The sequence below is a fragment of the Bacillus sp. C28GYM-DRY-1 genome, assembly GCF_030519405.1.
Lineage (GTDB): Bacteria > Bacillota > Bacilli > Bacillales > Bacillaceae > Bacillus > Bacillus spizizenii_A.
Window position 1 is genome coordinate 37,755 of record NZ_JAUMKF010000016.1, and the last position, 14,157, is coordinate 51,911.

Consider the following 14,157-nt stretch of genomic DNA (forward strand, 5'->3'; position numbering starts at 1 on the left):
CTTAAGAAAAGTGTAAAGGATGAAGGGAAGTAACGCTTCGGGGGAAGGAACGGTATTTTCTCATTCCAGAGTATGAATACGCAAAAAAGCGGTTTCCTAAATAGGAAACCGCTGGTAGTTATTTCGCTTGCACTTTGATTGTGTGATCTTCTGCAGTGACGTGAAAACTTGTGATCTCGTTATTGTCAAGCAGCAGATCGGTCATTTTATCCTCAATCCATTCTTGGATGGTTCTTCTGAGCGGACGTGCGCCGAATGAAGGGTGGTAGCCCAGATCAGCGATTATTTCTTTCGCTTCGTCTGTCACACTCAAGCTGATGCCGCGTTCTGACAATGTGTCTTCAAGTTCTACAAGCAGCAGGCTGACGATTTTGACCAAATGTTCTTTTTCCAGTGAGCGGAACTCAATAATGCTGTCAAAACGGTTGAGGAACTCAGGTTTAAAGAACAGGCTCAGTGAATCAATCAATGTTTGTTGTTCAATTACACTGTCATCTGATTGGAAACCGACTTTTGTTTGTTTCTCACCAGCACCTGCGTTGCTTGTCATGATAATCACAGTGTCTTTAAAGCTTACGGTTCTGCCTTGGCTGTCTGTCAGACGGCCGTCCTCCATAATTTGCAGGAACATATGCTGAACGTCAGGGTGTGCTTTCTCAATCTCATCCAGCAACACGATGCTGTATGGATTGCGGCGCACTTTTTCTGTTAATTGCCCAGCTTCCTCATGGCCGACATATCCAGGCGGTGAACCGATAATTTTAGATACGGCGTGTTTCTCCATGTATTCGCTCATATCGAGGCGGATAATAGCATCTTTCGTGCCGAATAATTCATCTGCCAGTGTTTTAGAAAGCTCTGTTTTCCCTACACCGGTAGGACCGACAAAGAGGAAGGAGCCGACTGGTCTGTTTTTGGATTTTAATCCTGCGCGGCTTCGTCTTACCGCTTTTGCCACTTTTTGGACAGCGGCTTCTTGTCCGATCACGCGTTCACGAAGTTTTGCTTCAAGTTCTTTCATTTTAGTTTGTTCATCTGCCTGCAGTTTGCCGACAGGGATGCCTGTTTTTTGTTCAATGATATCCTGAATGTGCTCAGCTTCCACAGTGACAGCGGAATGAGCAGAAGAGCTGTTCAGCTTTTTCTCTAATGTAATTTCTTCATCACGGAGTTTTGCCGCCAGTTCGTAATTTTCTTCTTCCAGGGCTTTTGTTTTTTCGGCTTCAATCGCAGTTAAGCGTTCAGCCGCATCTTCATCATTCAGCTCATCAATTAACAGATTGGCTTTAGAACCTGCTTCATCTAATAAGTCAATCGCTTTATCCGGCAGGTGTCTGTCTTGAATGTAACGGGATGATAAAGTCACACAAGCATTAATTGCTTCATCACTGAATGTCACGCCATGGTATGCTTCATATTTGTCTTTGATCCCTTGCAGAATGAGGATGGCCTGTTCGATTGAAGGCTCCTGCACCATGACAGGCTGAAAACGTCTTTCCAGTGCAGCATCTTTTTCAATTTGACGGTATTCTTTCAGTGTTGTCGCACCGATGACTTGCAGTTCGCCTCTGGCAAGCGCAGGTTTAAGAATGTTGCCTGCGTCCATTGATCCTTCTGCAGAGCCTGCACCAACGAGAAGATGAATTTCATCAATGAACAGAATGACATTTTTTCGTTCTTTCAGCTCTGTGATCAGCTGTTTCATCCTCTCTTCAAATTGGCCTCTGATCCCTGTGTTTGCAACAAGGGATGCAACATCAAGCAAGTAAAGCTCTTTGTTTTTCAGTTTGTTTGGAACATCACCTTCAGCAATTTTTAACGCAAGCCCTTCGGCGATGGCAGTTTTCCCTACACCCGGCTCACCAATCAGAACTGGATTGTTTTTGTTGCGGCGGTTCAGAATTTCGATCACGCGCGCCACTTCTTCATCACGGCCGATGACGGGGTCAATGAGACCTGCTTTTGCACCGTTTGTAATATTTTGAGCCAGCTCATCAAGCAATCCTTTTTTCTCGCTTTGTTTTGCTGCGCTATGTTCTTTCGGCTGGAATGCATGTTCAAACGGAAAACCGAAAGATTGAGGACTCATGCTCATTGAAGGTTTACGAGTCAGTTCGTTATAACAGGTTTCACATAAAACCATATGTTTATGAACGGAATTTATTTGCATGTTAAGGCGAATCGTCGCCTCGTTCTGATGACAATGTTGACAACGCATTTGCCAAAACCTCCTTAAAAGTTTGATCTTCTTTGACCAATGGATGTGAATAAAAAGGTCGTTTGGGTTTGACCTTCTTTGACTAATAGTATACGGCAAACTTACCGGCTGTCAAAACCATATGCTCAAAGCAATCTGATTATTTGACCAACTTTGACCAATCGGTTTTTAAAAAAGGCCGGTTCGTTTGACCAACTTTGATTCATAGTATACTCTGACCATCTTTGACTTTCAAGTCTTTTGCATAAAAAATTTTTGATTTGTTTACCCAGTAAAACATGTTTTCTTCGTCTTTTCAATGAACTTGTCTCATAGGTTATAAAAAGGTATATATGGACAAAACTGCGGTTCGTTCGGAGGGGAGAAATGGAACAATCAAAAGGGTCTGCAAGTCAGCTTGCTTTTGTGTATGTCGGCACAGTAGTCGGAGCTGGATTTGCGACTGGCAGGGAAATTGTTGAATTTTTTCTGAAGTTCGGCTGGTTCGGTTTATTCGGTATTATCATCAGCGGCGGGATGTTTACGTTTTTGGGGGCCAAGCTGATGATCATTTCAAAGCGAATCAATGCTAAGTCATATCAAGAAATGAATATATTCTTGTTCGGGGCGACAGCTGGGCGGATTATCAATGTGTTTATGCTATTTGTTCTCCTCGGTGTCACATCTGTTATGCTTTCTGGGGCAGGGGCGCTTTTTGAGGAGCAACTGGGGATGTCTGCTCAGATTGGGATGCTGATTACAATCGGATTGAGCTTAATTGTGATGACTAAAGGGGTAAAAGGCATTTTCGGCGTCAATGTGTTTGTTGTTCCTCTTTTGATTATCTTTTCTATGATTGTGGTGGCCGACTCTTTTATTTTCAGTGAGTCGCGGAACGCAGCACAGTGGGTCTGGCCGCATCGCTGGGACTGGCTGTTGTCAGCGGTTTCTTACGGCGCTTTGAATTTATCGCTTGCCCAGGCTGTATTGGTTCCGCTGGCGAATGAAATGCCATCGGAAAAAGTGATAAAAAAAGGCGCTTTAATCGGAGGCACCATGCTGACGATTGTGCTGTCCGCGAGTTTTCTGTCTTTGTCGACACTCCCGGATGTATTTTTATATGATATACCGATGGCTCAAGTGGTTTATCTCTTTGCGCGATCTGTCCATTTGATTTATTTGCTCATTATCTTCGGTGAAGTGTTCACATCAGTTATCGGCAATCTATATGGGTTGGAAAAACAAGTGCAGAGCTTTCTGCCCATGAAAAGCAAATATATCTTTGCAGCCATTATGATTACGGCTTATATCACGAGCCAAATTGGATACGGCAAGCTGATTTCAACGATTTATCCCTTGTTTGGCTATGTGAGTTTGGCCTTCATAGGCGCCCTGATTTGCAAAAGGTCTCCCCGGCGGCGCAGTTTGTAACATACATATAATGAAGCGAGCCGTCATTGCAGAACGATGCTTGAACGGAAAGCTAGGGGCTGACTTTTTTATTGTCAAGAAAAACAACAGTATGGTAAGATAGCAGAAGTGAAAAATTGAAGAAAATCCGTTCGATATGCGGGAGAGGTTCTAGCTACACCCTCTATAAAAAACTAAGGACGAGCTGTATCCTTGGATACGGCCTTTTTTATGTTTTTCTAGAGCACCTTCCGAAAAGGTGTTTTTTTGTGTGAATCAGCTGTAGCGATGTCTCTCGCCGAAAGTTTTTATTGCGGAGAAGGAGAGGAATCATGAAAAAAGAAAAAGCAATTGTCGTGTTTAGCGGCGGTCAAGACAGCACCACGTGCTTACTGTGGGCTCTAAAGGAATTCGAAGAAGTCGAAACGGTGACTTTTCATTACAATCAGCGTCATTCGCAGGAAATTGAAGTGGCAAAATCCATTGCAGAAAAGCTTGGTGTGAAAAACCATTTGCTCGATATGTCACTTTTAAATCAGCTTGCACCGAATGCTCTGACAAGAAATGAAATTGATATAGAAGTGAAAGACGGCGAATTGCCATCCACATTCGTTCCGGGCCGCAATTTGGTATTCTTATCTTTTGCGTCTATTCTGGCATACCAAATTGGCGCGCGCCACATTATTACAGGAGTTTGCGAGACAGACTTCAGCGGTTACCCTGATTGCCGCGATGAATTCGTGAAATCTTGTAATGTAACAGTAAACTTGGCGATGGAGAAACCGTTCGTGATCCATACGCCTCTCATGTGGCTCAATAAGGCAGAAACGTGGAAGCTTGCAGATGAGCTTGGCGCGCTTGATTTTGTAAAAAACAATACACTGACATGTTATAACGGCATTATCGCAGACGGCTGCGGCGAATGTCCGGCATGCCACCTTCGTTCAAAAGGGTATGAAGAATATATGGCGATGAAAGGAGAGCGTGCGTAAATTGTTATCTCAAATTTATCCGCAGGCCCAGCATCCTTATTCATTTGAATTGAATAAGGACATGCACATCTCAGCTGCTCATTTTATCCCTCGGGAAAGTGCTGGCGCGTGCAGCATGGTTCACGGGCATACGTATACCGTAAATATTACCGTTGCCGGCGACGAACTTGACGACTCCGGCTTCCTTGTCAATTTCAGCGTACTCAAAAAACTGGTGCACGGAAACTATGATCATACGCTTTTAAATGATCATGAAGAATTTTCTAAGGACGACCGGTATTCACTGCCGACAACTGAAGTCGTGGCGAAAACGATTTATGACAAGGTGCAGGCTTACTTAGACACATTGGAGAATAAGCCAAGCTGTGTACAGGTGTTTGTCCGTGAAACACCGACAAGTTATTGTGTTTACCGTCCGAAAAAGGGTGGTTCGAATGGCTAAAGGAATTCCTGTGTTAGAAATTTTCGGCCCGACGATTCAAGGGGAAGGCATGGTGATCGGACAGAAAACGATGTTCGTCCGTACAGCAGGCTGTGACTATTCCTGCAGCTGGTGTGACTCCGCCTTTACTTGGGACGGGTCTGCTAAAAAAGATATTCGCTGGATGACGGCTGAGGAGATTTTTGCCGAGCTTAAGGACATTGGGGGAGACGCGTTTTCACACGTGACGATCTCAGGCGGCAACCCGGCCCTGTTAAAACAGCTGGATGCTTTTATAGATCTGCTGAAGGAAAACAATATCCGTGCAGCTCTTGAAACCCAGGGGACTGTTTATCAGGATTGGTTTACGCTGATTGATGATTTGACAATTTCTCCAAAACCGCCAAGCTCAAAAATGGTGACGAACTTTAATAAGCTTGATCACATTTTGACTTCGCTTAAAGAGAATAATAGACAGCATGCTGTCAGCTTGAAGGTAGTCATTTTTAGTGATGAAGATTTGGAGTTTGCTAAAACGGTGCACAAACGTTACCCGGAAATCCCGTTTTATTTACAAGTCGGTAATGATGATGTGCATACAACAGACGATCAGTCACTGATTGCACATTTGCTTGGAAAATATGAAGCGCTTGTTGATAAGGTAGCTGTAGACGCGGAGCTGAATCTGGTCAGAGTGCTTCCGCAGCTGCACACCCTGTTATGGGGCAACAAACGCGGAGTATAATAGAAAGGAAGATAAATATGACGACTAGAAAAGAATCAGAATTAGAAGGTGTCACACTGCTTGGCAACCAAGGAACAAATTATTTGTTTGAATATGCGCCGGACGTGCTGGAATCCTTCCCGAATAAGCATGTAAACCGTGATTACTTTGTAAAATTCAACTGCCCTGAATTTACATCTTTATGCCCGAAGACAGGACAGCCTGACTTTGCAACAATCTACATCAGCTACATCCCTGATGAAAAAATGGTTGAAAGCAAATCATTAAAACTGTACCTGTTCAGTTTCAGAAACCATGGTGACTTCCACGAAGACTGCATGAACATCATCATGAATGACTTGATCGAATTAATGGACCCGCGCTACATTGAAGTATGGGGCAAATTTACGCCAAGAGGCGGAATTTCCATTGACCCGTACACAAACTACGGAAAACCGGGCACGAAGTATGAGAAAATGGCTGAATACCGTATGATGAACCATGACTTGTATCCGGAGACGATTGATAATCGCTAATTTTTTCGAAGTGATACGGAGTGTGCCTCGTAATGAGGTCACAGTAAAATCCGAACATTTAGCGTCAATTTTAGGCGGAAATGTGACCCGGTCACAATTTGGCGGCCCTCTTGTGACCACACCGTGACCGAAAATATACAAAAGTGTGACCACGATCCCTGTCTTTTTGACGGGGATTTTTTTTTGCGCGATTCGATTCGTTAACGTCTCGGTAGCGTCTTCGTGCGTTAGTTTGTCGCATTGTTAGTGAATAGTTTCGTTCGTGTTTCGTTAAAATTAGTATTAATTTACTGTTTTATGTTCGTGTTTTAGGTATAAATAGTAATTTTCATTTGGTTAAATCAATGCAATTTTCGTTATTTTGTTGAAAATGGTTTGTTAACTCTATATCCTTTTTGATGGAAGGAGTATTTAAAATGACAAAAAAGAAGGACATTTTCATGGTCAAAGAGGATTTAACTGAGTTATCTAATTTAATACATAAATTAAGTTCAACTAATTCTAATAGGGACCGAACAACGATCGAAAAAGCTCTAGTTACTGTACTAAGGCAAATGGAGGTTGCGGGGAATAGGAAGCGAACCATAAGTGACTATCGTCTTTACGTAATTAACTTCTTCGAATCAGAGGGCCTTACATATTTAGATGAAATAACTACCGAATCAATTTATTTATGGCTTGAAAAAATGAATGTCAGCTCACAAACAAGACTAATACGTCTAAAGTGTCTAAAGGCTTTTTTGACGCGCTGTTATGACAATGGATGGTTTGAAACGAAGTTTTGGAAGAATATTAATATAAAGGTTGATAAACAAGTGAAAGAAGGAGCGACGGAGCAGGATATTAAAATACTACTATCTGTATTAGACTTAAGAGATTTCGTCCAATTGCGCGATGCTACGGCAGTTCTTCTTATGTATAAAACGGGAATTCGCGTAAGTACCCTGGCAAATCTCGAAGAAAAACACATTGATCTCTCGGATAAATTACTAAGATTGAACGGCGACATTCTAAAGAATCGCGAATCTATATTGCTACCATTCGATGATATTCTTACACGTATGTTAGACGTTTTGATGAAGCAAAACAAAGCCATCCGAAGTCAATACCATAAAGATAATAACTACGTTTTTATTACGAAACAGGGCGGACCAATCGTAACGGGGCCATCAAACAATAACATACAGAAGCGTTTAAATAAGTACGCTCGTGAGTATGAATTGAAAAATATTAATCCGCATGCACTGCGAAGAGGTTTCGCCAAATCATTACTTGATAAAGGCGCTAGATTAACAGATATATCAAAAGCGCTCGGCCATAGCGATCTTTCCGTAACAACACAGTATTTGTATTTGGATAAAAATGAAGTAGCTGAAAACCTTCGGGAATATTTATAGTCGATTTTCAGTATATCTCAAACTTTAAATAACGAGGTGTATATAATGGCAAACGCTGTAGACACAATTAAAACGAAACGAGACATAAATAAAATGAAGAACGCCCTTCATGGACGCGATCAGATGATGTTTATACTAGGCGTTTCTTTAGGCCTACGCATCTCTGACTTGTTAACGTTGAAGATTGGTGATCTGCGCGGTCAGGCGCACCTAAAGGTTCGAGAGGGGAAGACGGGCAAGATGCGGCCGATAAAGCTATCGAAAACGGTCCAGCTTGCGACCGTTAAACTGACCGGCCCTGATGATGCGTATATCTTCCAGTCGCGTAAAGGCGTAAACAAACCGATTAGTCGCGTCCAGGCGTATAATATTCTAAAGGCTGCCGCGGATCGTGCAGGTCTGAATATTGCGATTGGAACGCATACGTTGCGTAAAACATTCGGCTATCAGTTACACGCAAAGGAAATCGACATTACACGGATTATGAAGATATTCGGCCATAGTTCGGAGGCGCAGACGTTAAGGTATATCGGCATAACTGCGGAGGAGATCGAGGCTGCGTATGAGGCTATCGAGGTATAGGGTCTGCACCAACGAGCCGCGTCTACCGCGGATGGCCGCCCGAAACTCAGGGGGTTGCGTACTGTTACGCCTGTAATACGGGCATGGGGGCACTAGGTTATAGCGTTATTACATAAGAGAGTATTGAGTTAAACCGCGTCATATCAACGACTCCAGCAATATGTGAGCGTATCATTATCGGGACACATTGCGTCCAACTGATAGATGCGTGTAACACCGACGTATTACCAATATGCATTATCTTATACATGGTATGCGGCATATGGCAGTCGGTGGGGTGTTGGTGTGGCGCGGCTTCAACGTTGTATAAAATACATACGATTTGTTACGCGGGGTAATCGCCTACTAACGCTGTTATATCAACGTTTATGATTGTTATTGAATTTAACTCAACTTCATTCTGTTAAATTCGTTATTCATAAACATGAATGAATTATACAATCGTATTTAAATGGAAAATAAATAAAAAGCCGCCGACTCCCCAAGTGCCCCGCCAAGGCCGCCTCATCTACTGTTCGGAACATGCGCGCAAAATTTTGAACTCGGGTGGTTGAACGGAATTCAAGACAAAAAAAGACGCCGATTTATTCAGCGTCCTCTTCCGTTTCTTTTACTTCGAATAATTCTTCGTATTTGGCTCCGGTTGCTTTCATTATGGCTGCGACATGCCAGTCGTAGTGTCTTTCGGAATTATCAAACCGAGATATCGACGACTGCGGGACGCCGGATCTGCGCGATAATTCGGACTGCGACCAGTTTAGCTGCGAAAGAACCGCGCCAAGACGAGGTTTTACCGTAAGTTTCATTTCGATCACCTCGTGTTAATTATAACGGAAAAACTATGCGGAATGTCAGCCTTCGCCGTCTCACGAGCGACCCTCCAAACGCTTCGAAAAGCCTGGGCGCCAGGCACGTTTTAAACGAGCATTTCAAAAATTCTCTTTACTATACGGAAGCAAAAAAAAAAGACGCCGATTTATTCAGCGTCTTCTTCTATTTCGAACAACTCATCGACTTCCACGCTAAGCGCCTTCGCAATCGAGAAAACGTGCCAATCTTCGTGGCGAGTGTTCTTATCGAATCGCGAAATCGAACCTTGAGGAACGCCCGATGCTTCAGCGAGCCTCACTTGTGTCCACCCTTTGTCCTTCATAACGGCGTGTAGGCGTGGTGTAGCTTTTAATTTCATTTCGATCACCTCTGAGACTGAACTTGTCTATAATAAACTGCTGGTTATCATCGATAATTAAAATGGCTTTTTATCTCGTTTTAAAGCTAGTAACAAAAGTTTCTCCGTCGTTCTCCGCGTTCACGATCAGCTGGGCACTTTCACTGATACGCTGAGCAAGTGCTTTTTGCGCTTTTCCCTCGAAGCTGTATAAAAGGGCTGAATATACGTCGTTTAATTCTTCTTGCAGCGAATTCATCTCGAACTTTGGTTTTAGGTTTTTACGAACCGTAGCTAGCTTAGTATTTGCCACTTGCGTCATCCCTGCTTTCAGCATTTGACGCTGCAGCTGTTTTCGCATTGGATCATCTTTATGTTCTAAAAGGTTGTCTAACGTTGGCATTGCGGTGTCACTCCTATAATCTTAGCCAATTGGCAAGCATTTGATCTTTTTCCTCAAAATCGTCGGCGATTTTATTTAAGAAACCGCCTATTTCCTCAAGATCTGTAATTGCTGCCTGTAGCGAATCTATGTATGATTGTTCAGCCTGTGTGTCGAAAAATATCGGTCCTTTATCGTAAGACTGGGCTATATCCTCTAACGTATTGGTTACATCATGCGCATTTAGCTGATCATAAAAGCCATGGCCAACTTGACCGAAAAATTCCGTCTTTAGTTCAGCAACTTTCTCATCGTGCTCTTGATAAGCATTTTGCGCTTCTTTTTTCATCATTCTCAGATCCTCGACCATCGCGTCAACTTTTTCGGCAAGTTTTTTCGCACTTTTGGGAGTGACTTTAATGGCACCCCCGCCGCCGATCGCGCCAGCCGGTAGCATTGCGTTTAGGTTTTTATCGTAGACAAGCTCATCGCCGTTTACGTTCGTGATATTTCCGTTCTCATCAAATATAAAGTTTGCCTCATTTAGACCGTGTGTATCTGGATTGCGAACAATAACTGTGCCTATAAAGTAGGCGAGGTTCTTAGCGATTTGATCACCCCATCGCCCGCTAAGTCTCTGTTCGCGACTGAATTGCGATAGTGCTGGATTCTTTGTGTAAATTGTGGTCCCGTTGTGGCGATCATACTCGTTCCAGTAACCGGCTCCGACCATATCATCTGGGTTGATGATAGACCTCACGTAAGGGTCGTACAAGCCATCGTTTATTTCTTTTTGCATGTTATCAGTATGTAGTTTGACGACAGAAGGGCTGTTAAACGCGACCGCATAAATATCATTATTTACCGCACTATACTCTGCTTCTGCACCTCCAAGCGAATGACCAGTTGTTGAAACAATCGTCGATGTTCCGTTATACTTTCTTTTCACTTCTTTAACGAGCTGGTCTGCTTGGTCGATTTGCGATGTTTTCGTAATGAGTTTATAGTCTCCGGTTGTAAGCATCGCGTCTTGAGAAGGTGTTCCGTTGTATTTTCCAAGTGTTTTAGACGTGTCTTTTGCGTCCTTTTTAACGATATAATGAGCTTCTTTTTTGGGGTCGCTTCCAAAAACTATGTTGCCGCCGTCGGCTTTTACGCCATCATTGATCGGGTTTTTTGCGAGATCAGTGCCTGCAAAAGATACGACAACATTTTCTGGATTTTTGGATTTAACCCATTTACCATCTTTTGTTTTTTCTCCTTGCGATAGTACAACTGCATCCAATCCGGTATCTTCGTCGGTTTTTAATTTCTCAACATACCAAGGGATATTTTTATCAGCTATAATAGGTTGATTGTTTTTTAGGCTTTCTTTTAGTTTATTATATTTGTATGCGTACCGACTAAGTATGTAATAAGTCTCATCAGATACTTCAGGTACTTTGATGTTCTTAGCCATATAAAACTCCTCACATATAATGTAAAATGAATTATTGAAAGGGGTGATTCTATGAAAAAATACATTTTTATCCTGATAATAATTATTATAGCAGTTGGAGGTTTTATAATGAAGAATATTAATGATAAAAATGAACTAACAAAAGAGGTGAAGATTGCTCAAGAACGAATGGAGAAATTTATCAAAGCAAATTATGAAGGAATACATAACGTTACATTTAAAGATAAGTACGAAATAGATCCAATGGGTGGAATAGAAGTTTTTGGGTATTACAACGATGATACATCGAATAAATTTGACGGTATTTATGATAAGGCAAATGACAAGATTATGGGACACACTATAGATGCTGTGAGAAAGGAAGAATGTAGAGATAAAGATTGCGATTATTAAAAAGACGCCAGCGTGGCGTCTTTATTTTTGTATTATCCCTTCAATTGCTTCGGATATCGTGGACCATTTTTCTAAACCGCGAGCTACATGTGTACCTTTATCTGCTATTGTCGCATATGCTTCGTATGTATTATTGGCTTTAAAAACTCTAACCGATAGATCCCTTTCCTTAAAGAGTAGCCATTCTTGTTTTTCTCCTTCAAATAACATTTTATGATTTATCCTCAATATCCAAGTTGTAAAGAATAATGTCGTCAATGGTGTATGTCTTAGTTGGTGAGAAATTATTTAATACATATAAGATTTTCTCAATTGTTTCGAGTTCTATCCGTTTGGTTTTCCCCTCGCAAAGATCCCCGATAGTTGCCGGTCGCACTTTTGCCTCAACAGCTAGTTTGTTTTTAGTAATTTCTAGCTCGTCCAGTATATCGTTCAACTTAAATTCAAAAGGCATTTTCTCTAATCCTCCTTAATTTCATTTTAACCATATTATACAAGTAAAACGGCAGCAGTAAAATGTTTTTTAAAAAACGCAAGAAAACCTCTTGACGTTTTACTCCTGTAGTAATATTATTAACTCAACAAGTAACACTTCAGAAGTAAAATTAGGTGAAGAAATCGACAATCAGATCAGAAGCAAAAATTTTGCAGTCTACTAACCCTAAGATACATTTCACATGATTTGCTTCTTATTGCAGTGTTGCGTCTTGATGAGAAATTAAAGGAGGTAATTGGAAATGAACGTTTACTATAGAAAAACTGTTGTTGGTTGGTGGAATATTTATCCGGCAGGCTCAGACGCGCAATTTGTAAATCTTTCGCCAAAGGAATTCTTTACGCTCTTGCCTCAAGTATCCCGAAAAGCATTTGCTGGTTGCGCAGAAATCAAGCCTAAAGCAGCGCAAGAATTATTCGGTGAGGAGGTGCGGTCAGCATGACAGAAAAATATAGCCCGAAGGTGAAACTTCACTGGCACGGAGTCGCATTTGATACGGGGCTGCCGATGCACGAGGTATCTGACGCCTGGTTAATGAGTCCCGACATCATCGGGAAATATATGGGAGACGATGAACTCGCATTTTACGAAGTTGAGCGTCTGGAGAAAAAGAATAACGTTTTTCATATCTACGAAGATAACCATCCGCGCTTTATCATGGTAGGAACGTCGAAGCTAGGCGGAGATTTTTCCAAAATCGATTTTCCTGAACTTGCAAATATGTCATTTATGGATTTCATTCAGATTGGTTTTTCACTAGAAAGGGAGGATTCACGATGAATAAATATAACGTTTCTCGCACAGCAGTAAAAAATGCGACAGCTCGTCTCGGTCTTACAAAAACGCAAGCACAGAACGTATTGCCTAAATATGCTCAAGGCGCCGCGTTCGTTTGGTCACTCGAATCAACAAGCGGAAGCCAAGCCGTTTACGACAACTATAACGAAAGAGTGCGCCTTGTTATTGCCGAGAATGGCACCGTATTAGACGTTTTCCCCATTGATTACGCGATACAGTCACCGCACAACTTATCGGAAGAGGTTTGCCAATCGCTTAAGGAGTCGACTAAAAAGACTCTGATCGCGAAAAGAGACGAGACCCACCGCAAATGGTGCGAAGCTGAACTTGCTTTTCACGAAAATAGTTACGAGATCGCTAAAGTGCGGCTTGCAATGATCGAGGCGAAACTTGAGGAGAAGGCGAAACTAAATAAACGCTTGGCGAATCTTTGCGCTGAGAACAAGCGGCTGCATATCGAACGATCTGAATTGCGAAAAGAGAGAAGCGAGTTAGAACGCGCACTTGTACCTTACATTTGAGAATTGAGGTGAAAACCGTGTATAAAATAGGCGAAACTGTGCGATATTGGGGCGTTAAAACAGACGGACTGACTTGGCTTTCGGCGGAAGCTTTGACCGGTAAGATAATCGGCCGGCAGTGCGAAGAACGGAGTTATAAGATCGAGGGGCAGTCGGGTACTATACATGACGTTCCGGAAAAGTTAATTGATGGAGGTTCCGAAGTTAAAGCCGGTAACAAACCGGCTTAATTTTTTTGTCCTTTTCCCGAAGTATATACGCATCTATAAGTGACGGAAGAAAAGTTTTTAAACCGATGATGCAAATTCGAGCACAGCGATGGGGTTTTACTTATGAAGGACGAAAAATTAGCGTAAAAGATGTGCCAATCCGGAAGTTAATACGCAGTTATTAATGACGCAAGAAATTTGTGCGGCATTAATTGGGCGTACATATTATCGGTTGTAAAAAAGTTTTACTTGGTATGTCGCAAAATCGAATATATCGATGGGGTTTTAAGGGAAGGAGGCAAAAGGTTTCACCGGAAAGTGTCCGTTTTGGAAAGTTAATACGCAGTTATTAATGAAAAGGTTTTGCTAAAACGGAAGTTAATACGGAGTTTAAAAATGTCAGGAGAAAAAGTATTGAATCAAATGTCGCAAAATTCACGGTAGCCTACCCATTATATATGTGAGAACGAAA

18 protein-coding genes and 1 riboswitch are annotated in these 14,157 nt (G+C 42.1%); of the genes, 11 read left to right on the top strand and 7 right to left on the bottom strand.

The features are described from left to right. Window positions 1-118: 118 nt before the first annotated feature. Window positions 119-2,218, bottom strand: coding sequence for an ATP-dependent protease ATP-binding subunit ClpE (clpE, locus tag Q3W56_RS15005; protein ID WP_302896051.1), 2,100 nt, complete (start codon window positions 2,216-2,218; stop codon window positions 119-121). A 366-nt stretch (window positions 2,219-2,584) separates the two neighbouring features. Here clpE and Q3W56_RS15010 point away from each other — a divergent pair, with 366 nt between their 5' ends. The 7 genes from Q3W56_RS15010 to Q3W56_RS15040 all read left to right on the top strand — a co-directional run bounded on the left by Q3W56_RS15010 (window position 2,585) and on the right by Q3W56_RS15040 (window position 8,259). Then, window positions 2,585-3,628 carry a YkvI family membrane protein gene (locus Q3W56_RS15010; RefSeq protein WP_019714197.1) on the top strand — a complete coding sequence of 348 codons (1,044 nt, stop codon included), beginning with the start codon at window positions 2,585-2,587 and terminating at the stop codon, window positions 3,626-3,628. A gap of 138 nt (window positions 3,629-3,766) precedes the next feature. Beyond that, window positions 3,767-3,811, top strand: a riboswitch (PreQ1 riboswitch). A gap of 128 nt (window positions 3,812-3,939) precedes the next feature. After that, window positions 3,940-4,599, top strand: a complete 660-nt coding sequence (gene queC, locus Q3W56_RS15015; RefSeq protein WP_302896052.1) for a 7-cyano-7-deazaguanine synthase QueC — start codon at window positions 3,940-3,942, stop codon at window positions 4,597-4,599. Continuing rightward, a complete protein-coding gene (gene queD / locus Q3W56_RS15020; protein WP_302896053.1) occupies window positions 4,592-5,041 on the top strand; it encodes a 6-carboxytetrahydropterin synthase QueD in 450 nt (149 codons plus the stop codon). Before queC ends, queD begins: the two co-directional genes overlap by 8 nt. After that, on the top strand, window positions 5,034-5,765 hold the full coding sequence (gene queE, locus Q3W56_RS15025) for a 7-carboxy-7-deazaguanine synthase QueE (RefSeq protein WP_019714198.1): 732 nt from the start codon (window positions 5,034-5,036) through the stop codon (window positions 5,763-5,765). The genes queD and queE overlap by 8 nt, the downstream gene beginning before the upstream one ends. 17 nt (window positions 5,766-5,782) lie before the next feature. Beyond that, window positions 5,783-6,280 carry a preQ(1) synthase gene (gene queF / locus Q3W56_RS15030; protein ID WP_003218613.1) on the top strand — a complete coding sequence of 166 codons (498 nt, stop codon included), beginning with the start codon at window positions 5,783-5,785 and terminating at the stop codon, window positions 6,278-6,280. A gap of 416 nt (window positions 6,281-6,696) precedes the next feature. After that, the gene (locus tag Q3W56_RS15035; protein ID WP_302896054.1) at window positions 6,697-7,677 is read left to right on the top strand and encodes a tyrosine-type recombinase/integrase; all 981 of its coding nucleotides are present in this window, start codon (window positions 6,697-6,699) and stop codon (window positions 7,675-7,677) included. Between the two features lie 45 nt (window positions 7,678-7,722). Further along, on the top strand, window positions 7,723-8,259 hold the full coding sequence (locus Q3W56_RS15040; RefSeq protein ID WP_302896055.1) for a tyrosine-type recombinase/integrase: 537 nt from the start codon (window positions 7,723-7,725) through the stop codon (window positions 8,257-8,259). Window positions 8,260-8,843: 584 nt separating this feature from the next. Here the strand turns inward: Q3W56_RS15040 and Q3W56_RS15045 are convergent. The 4 genes from Q3W56_RS15045 to Q3W56_RS15060 form a co-directional block, all read right to left on the bottom strand. Continuing rightward, window positions 8,844-9,065, bottom strand: coding sequence for a helix-turn-helix domain-containing protein (locus tag Q3W56_RS15045; protein ID WP_302896056.1), 222 nt, complete (start codon window positions 9,063-9,065; stop codon window positions 8,844-8,846). A gap of 170 nt (window positions 9,066-9,235) precedes the next feature. Beyond that, window positions 9,236-9,448, bottom strand: coding sequence for a helix-turn-helix domain-containing protein (locus tag Q3W56_RS15050; protein WP_302896057.1), 213 nt, complete (start codon window positions 9,446-9,448; stop codon window positions 9,236-9,238). Between the two features lie 70 nt (window positions 9,449-9,518). Further along, window positions 9,519-9,830 carry a hypothetical protein gene (locus Q3W56_RS15055; RefSeq protein WP_268398338.1) on the bottom strand — a complete coding sequence of 104 codons (312 nt, stop codon included), beginning with the start codon at window positions 9,828-9,830 and terminating at the stop codon, window positions 9,519-9,521. 13 nt (window positions 9,831-9,843) lie between these two features. Further along, window positions 9,844-11,268, bottom strand: a complete 1,425-nt coding sequence (locus Q3W56_RS15060; protein ID WP_302896058.1) for a lipase — start codon at window positions 11,266-11,268, stop codon at window positions 9,844-9,846. Between the two features lie 51 nt (window positions 11,269-11,319). Here Q3W56_RS15060 and Q3W56_RS15065 point away from each other — a divergent pair, with 51 nt between their 5' ends. Continuing rightward, window positions 11,320-11,661, top strand: a complete 342-nt coding sequence (locus tag Q3W56_RS15065; RefSeq protein WP_302896059.1) for a DUF1433 domain-containing protein — start codon at window positions 11,320-11,322, stop codon at window positions 11,659-11,661. Window positions 11,662-11,682: 21 nt separating this feature from the next. Here Q3W56_RS15065 and Q3W56_RS15070 read toward each other — a convergent pair whose 3' ends face one another. Both Q3W56_RS15070 and Q3W56_RS15075 read right to left on the bottom strand, forming a co-directional pair. Beyond that, window positions 11,683-11,871, bottom strand: coding sequence for a hypothetical protein (locus Q3W56_RS15070; protein ID WP_268398333.1), 189 nt, complete (start codon window positions 11,869-11,871; stop codon window positions 11,683-11,685). 1 nt (window position 11,872) lies between these two features. After that, a complete protein-coding gene (locus Q3W56_RS15075; RefSeq protein ID WP_268398331.1) occupies window positions 11,873-12,115 on the bottom strand; it encodes a helix-turn-helix domain-containing protein in 243 nt (80 codons plus the stop codon). Window positions 12,116-12,398: 283 nt separating this feature from the next. Between Q3W56_RS15075 and Q3W56_RS15080 the strand changes: the two genes are divergently transcribed. The 3 genes from Q3W56_RS15080 to Q3W56_RS15090 are packed head-to-tail and all read left to right on the top strand — an operon-like array spanning window position 12,399 to window position 13,476. Continuing rightward, the gene (locus Q3W56_RS15080; protein ID WP_302896060.1) at window positions 12,399-12,599 is read left to right on the top strand and encodes a hypothetical protein; all 201 of its coding nucleotides are present in this window, start codon (window positions 12,399-12,401) and stop codon (window positions 12,597-12,599) included. Further along, window positions 12,596-12,937, top strand: coding sequence for a hypothetical protein (locus Q3W56_RS15085; RefSeq protein WP_302896061.1), 342 nt, complete (start codon window positions 12,596-12,598; stop codon window positions 12,935-12,937). Before Q3W56_RS15080 ends, Q3W56_RS15085 begins: the two co-directional genes overlap by 4 nt. Beyond that, window positions 12,934-13,476 (top strand): hypothetical protein, encoded by a 543-nt coding sequence (locus tag Q3W56_RS15090; protein ID WP_302896062.1) that lies wholly within the window; start codon window positions 12,934-12,936, stop codon window positions 13,474-13,476. The genes Q3W56_RS15085 and Q3W56_RS15090 overlap by 4 nt, the downstream gene beginning before the upstream one ends. Window positions 13,477-14,157: the final 681 nt, after the last annotated feature.

Excerpts from the sequence above, each read along its gene's own strand:
- clpE (WP_302896051.1), bottom strand. The coding sequence starts at position 2,218 with ATGCGTTGTCAACATTGTCATCAGAACGAGGCGACGATTCGCCTTAAC.
- Q3W56_RS15010 (WP_019714197.1), top strand. The coding sequence starts at position 2,585 with ATGGAACAATCAAAAGGGTCTGCAAGTCAGCTTGCTTTTGTGTATGTC.
- queC (WP_302896052.1), top strand. The coding sequence starts at position 3,940 with ATGAAAAAAGAAAAAGCAATTGTCGTGTTTAGCGGCGGTCAAGACAGC.
- queE (WP_019714198.1), top strand. The coding sequence starts at position 5,034 with ATGGCTAAAGGAATTCCTGTGTTAGAAATTTTCGGCCCGACGATTCAA.
- queF (WP_003218613.1), top strand. The coding sequence starts at position 5,783 with ATGACGACTAGAAAAGAATCAGAATTAGAAGGTGTCACACTGCTTGGC.
- Q3W56_RS15035 (WP_302896054.1), top strand. The coding sequence starts at position 6,697 with ATGACAAAAAAGAAGGACATTTTCATGGTCAAAGAGGATTTAACTGAG.
- Q3W56_RS15040 (WP_302896055.1), top strand. The coding sequence starts at position 7,723 with ATGGCAAACGCTGTAGACACAATTAAAACGAAACGAGACATAAATAAA.
- Q3W56_RS15045 (WP_302896056.1), bottom strand. The coding sequence starts at position 9,065 with ATGAAACTTACGGTAAAACCTCGTCTTGGCGCGGTTCTTTCGCAGCTA.
- Q3W56_RS15050 (WP_302896057.1), bottom strand. The coding sequence starts at position 9,448 with ATGAAATTAAAAGCTACACCACGCCTACACGCCGTTATGAAGGACAAA.
- Q3W56_RS15055 (WP_268398338.1), bottom strand. The coding sequence starts at position 9,830 with ATGCCAACGTTAGACAACCTTTTAGAACATAAAGATGATCCAATGCGA.
- Q3W56_RS15060 (WP_302896058.1), bottom strand. The coding sequence starts at position 11,268 with ATGGCTAAGAACATCAAAGTACCTGAAGTATCTGATGAGACTTATTAC.
- Q3W56_RS15065 (WP_302896059.1), top strand. The coding sequence starts at position 11,320 with ATGAAAAAATACATTTTTATCCTGATAATAATTATTATAGCAGTTGGA.
- Q3W56_RS15070 (WP_268398333.1), bottom strand. The coding sequence starts at position 11,871 with ATGTTATTTGAAGGAGAAAAACAAGAATGGCTACTCTTTAAGGAAAGG.
- Q3W56_RS15075 (WP_268398331.1), bottom strand. The coding sequence starts at position 12,115 with ATGCCTTTTGAATTTAAGTTGAACGATATACTGGACGAGCTAGAAATT.
- Q3W56_RS15080 (WP_302896060.1), top strand. The coding sequence starts at position 12,399 with ATGAACGTTTACTATAGAAAAACTGTTGTTGGTTGGTGGAATATTTAT.
- Q3W56_RS15085 (WP_302896061.1), top strand. The coding sequence starts at position 12,596 with ATGACAGAAAAATATAGCCCGAAGGTGAAACTTCACTGGCACGGAGTC.
- Q3W56_RS15090 (WP_302896062.1), top strand. The coding sequence starts at position 12,934 with ATGAATAAATATAACGTTTCTCGCACAGCAGTAAAAAATGCGACAGCT.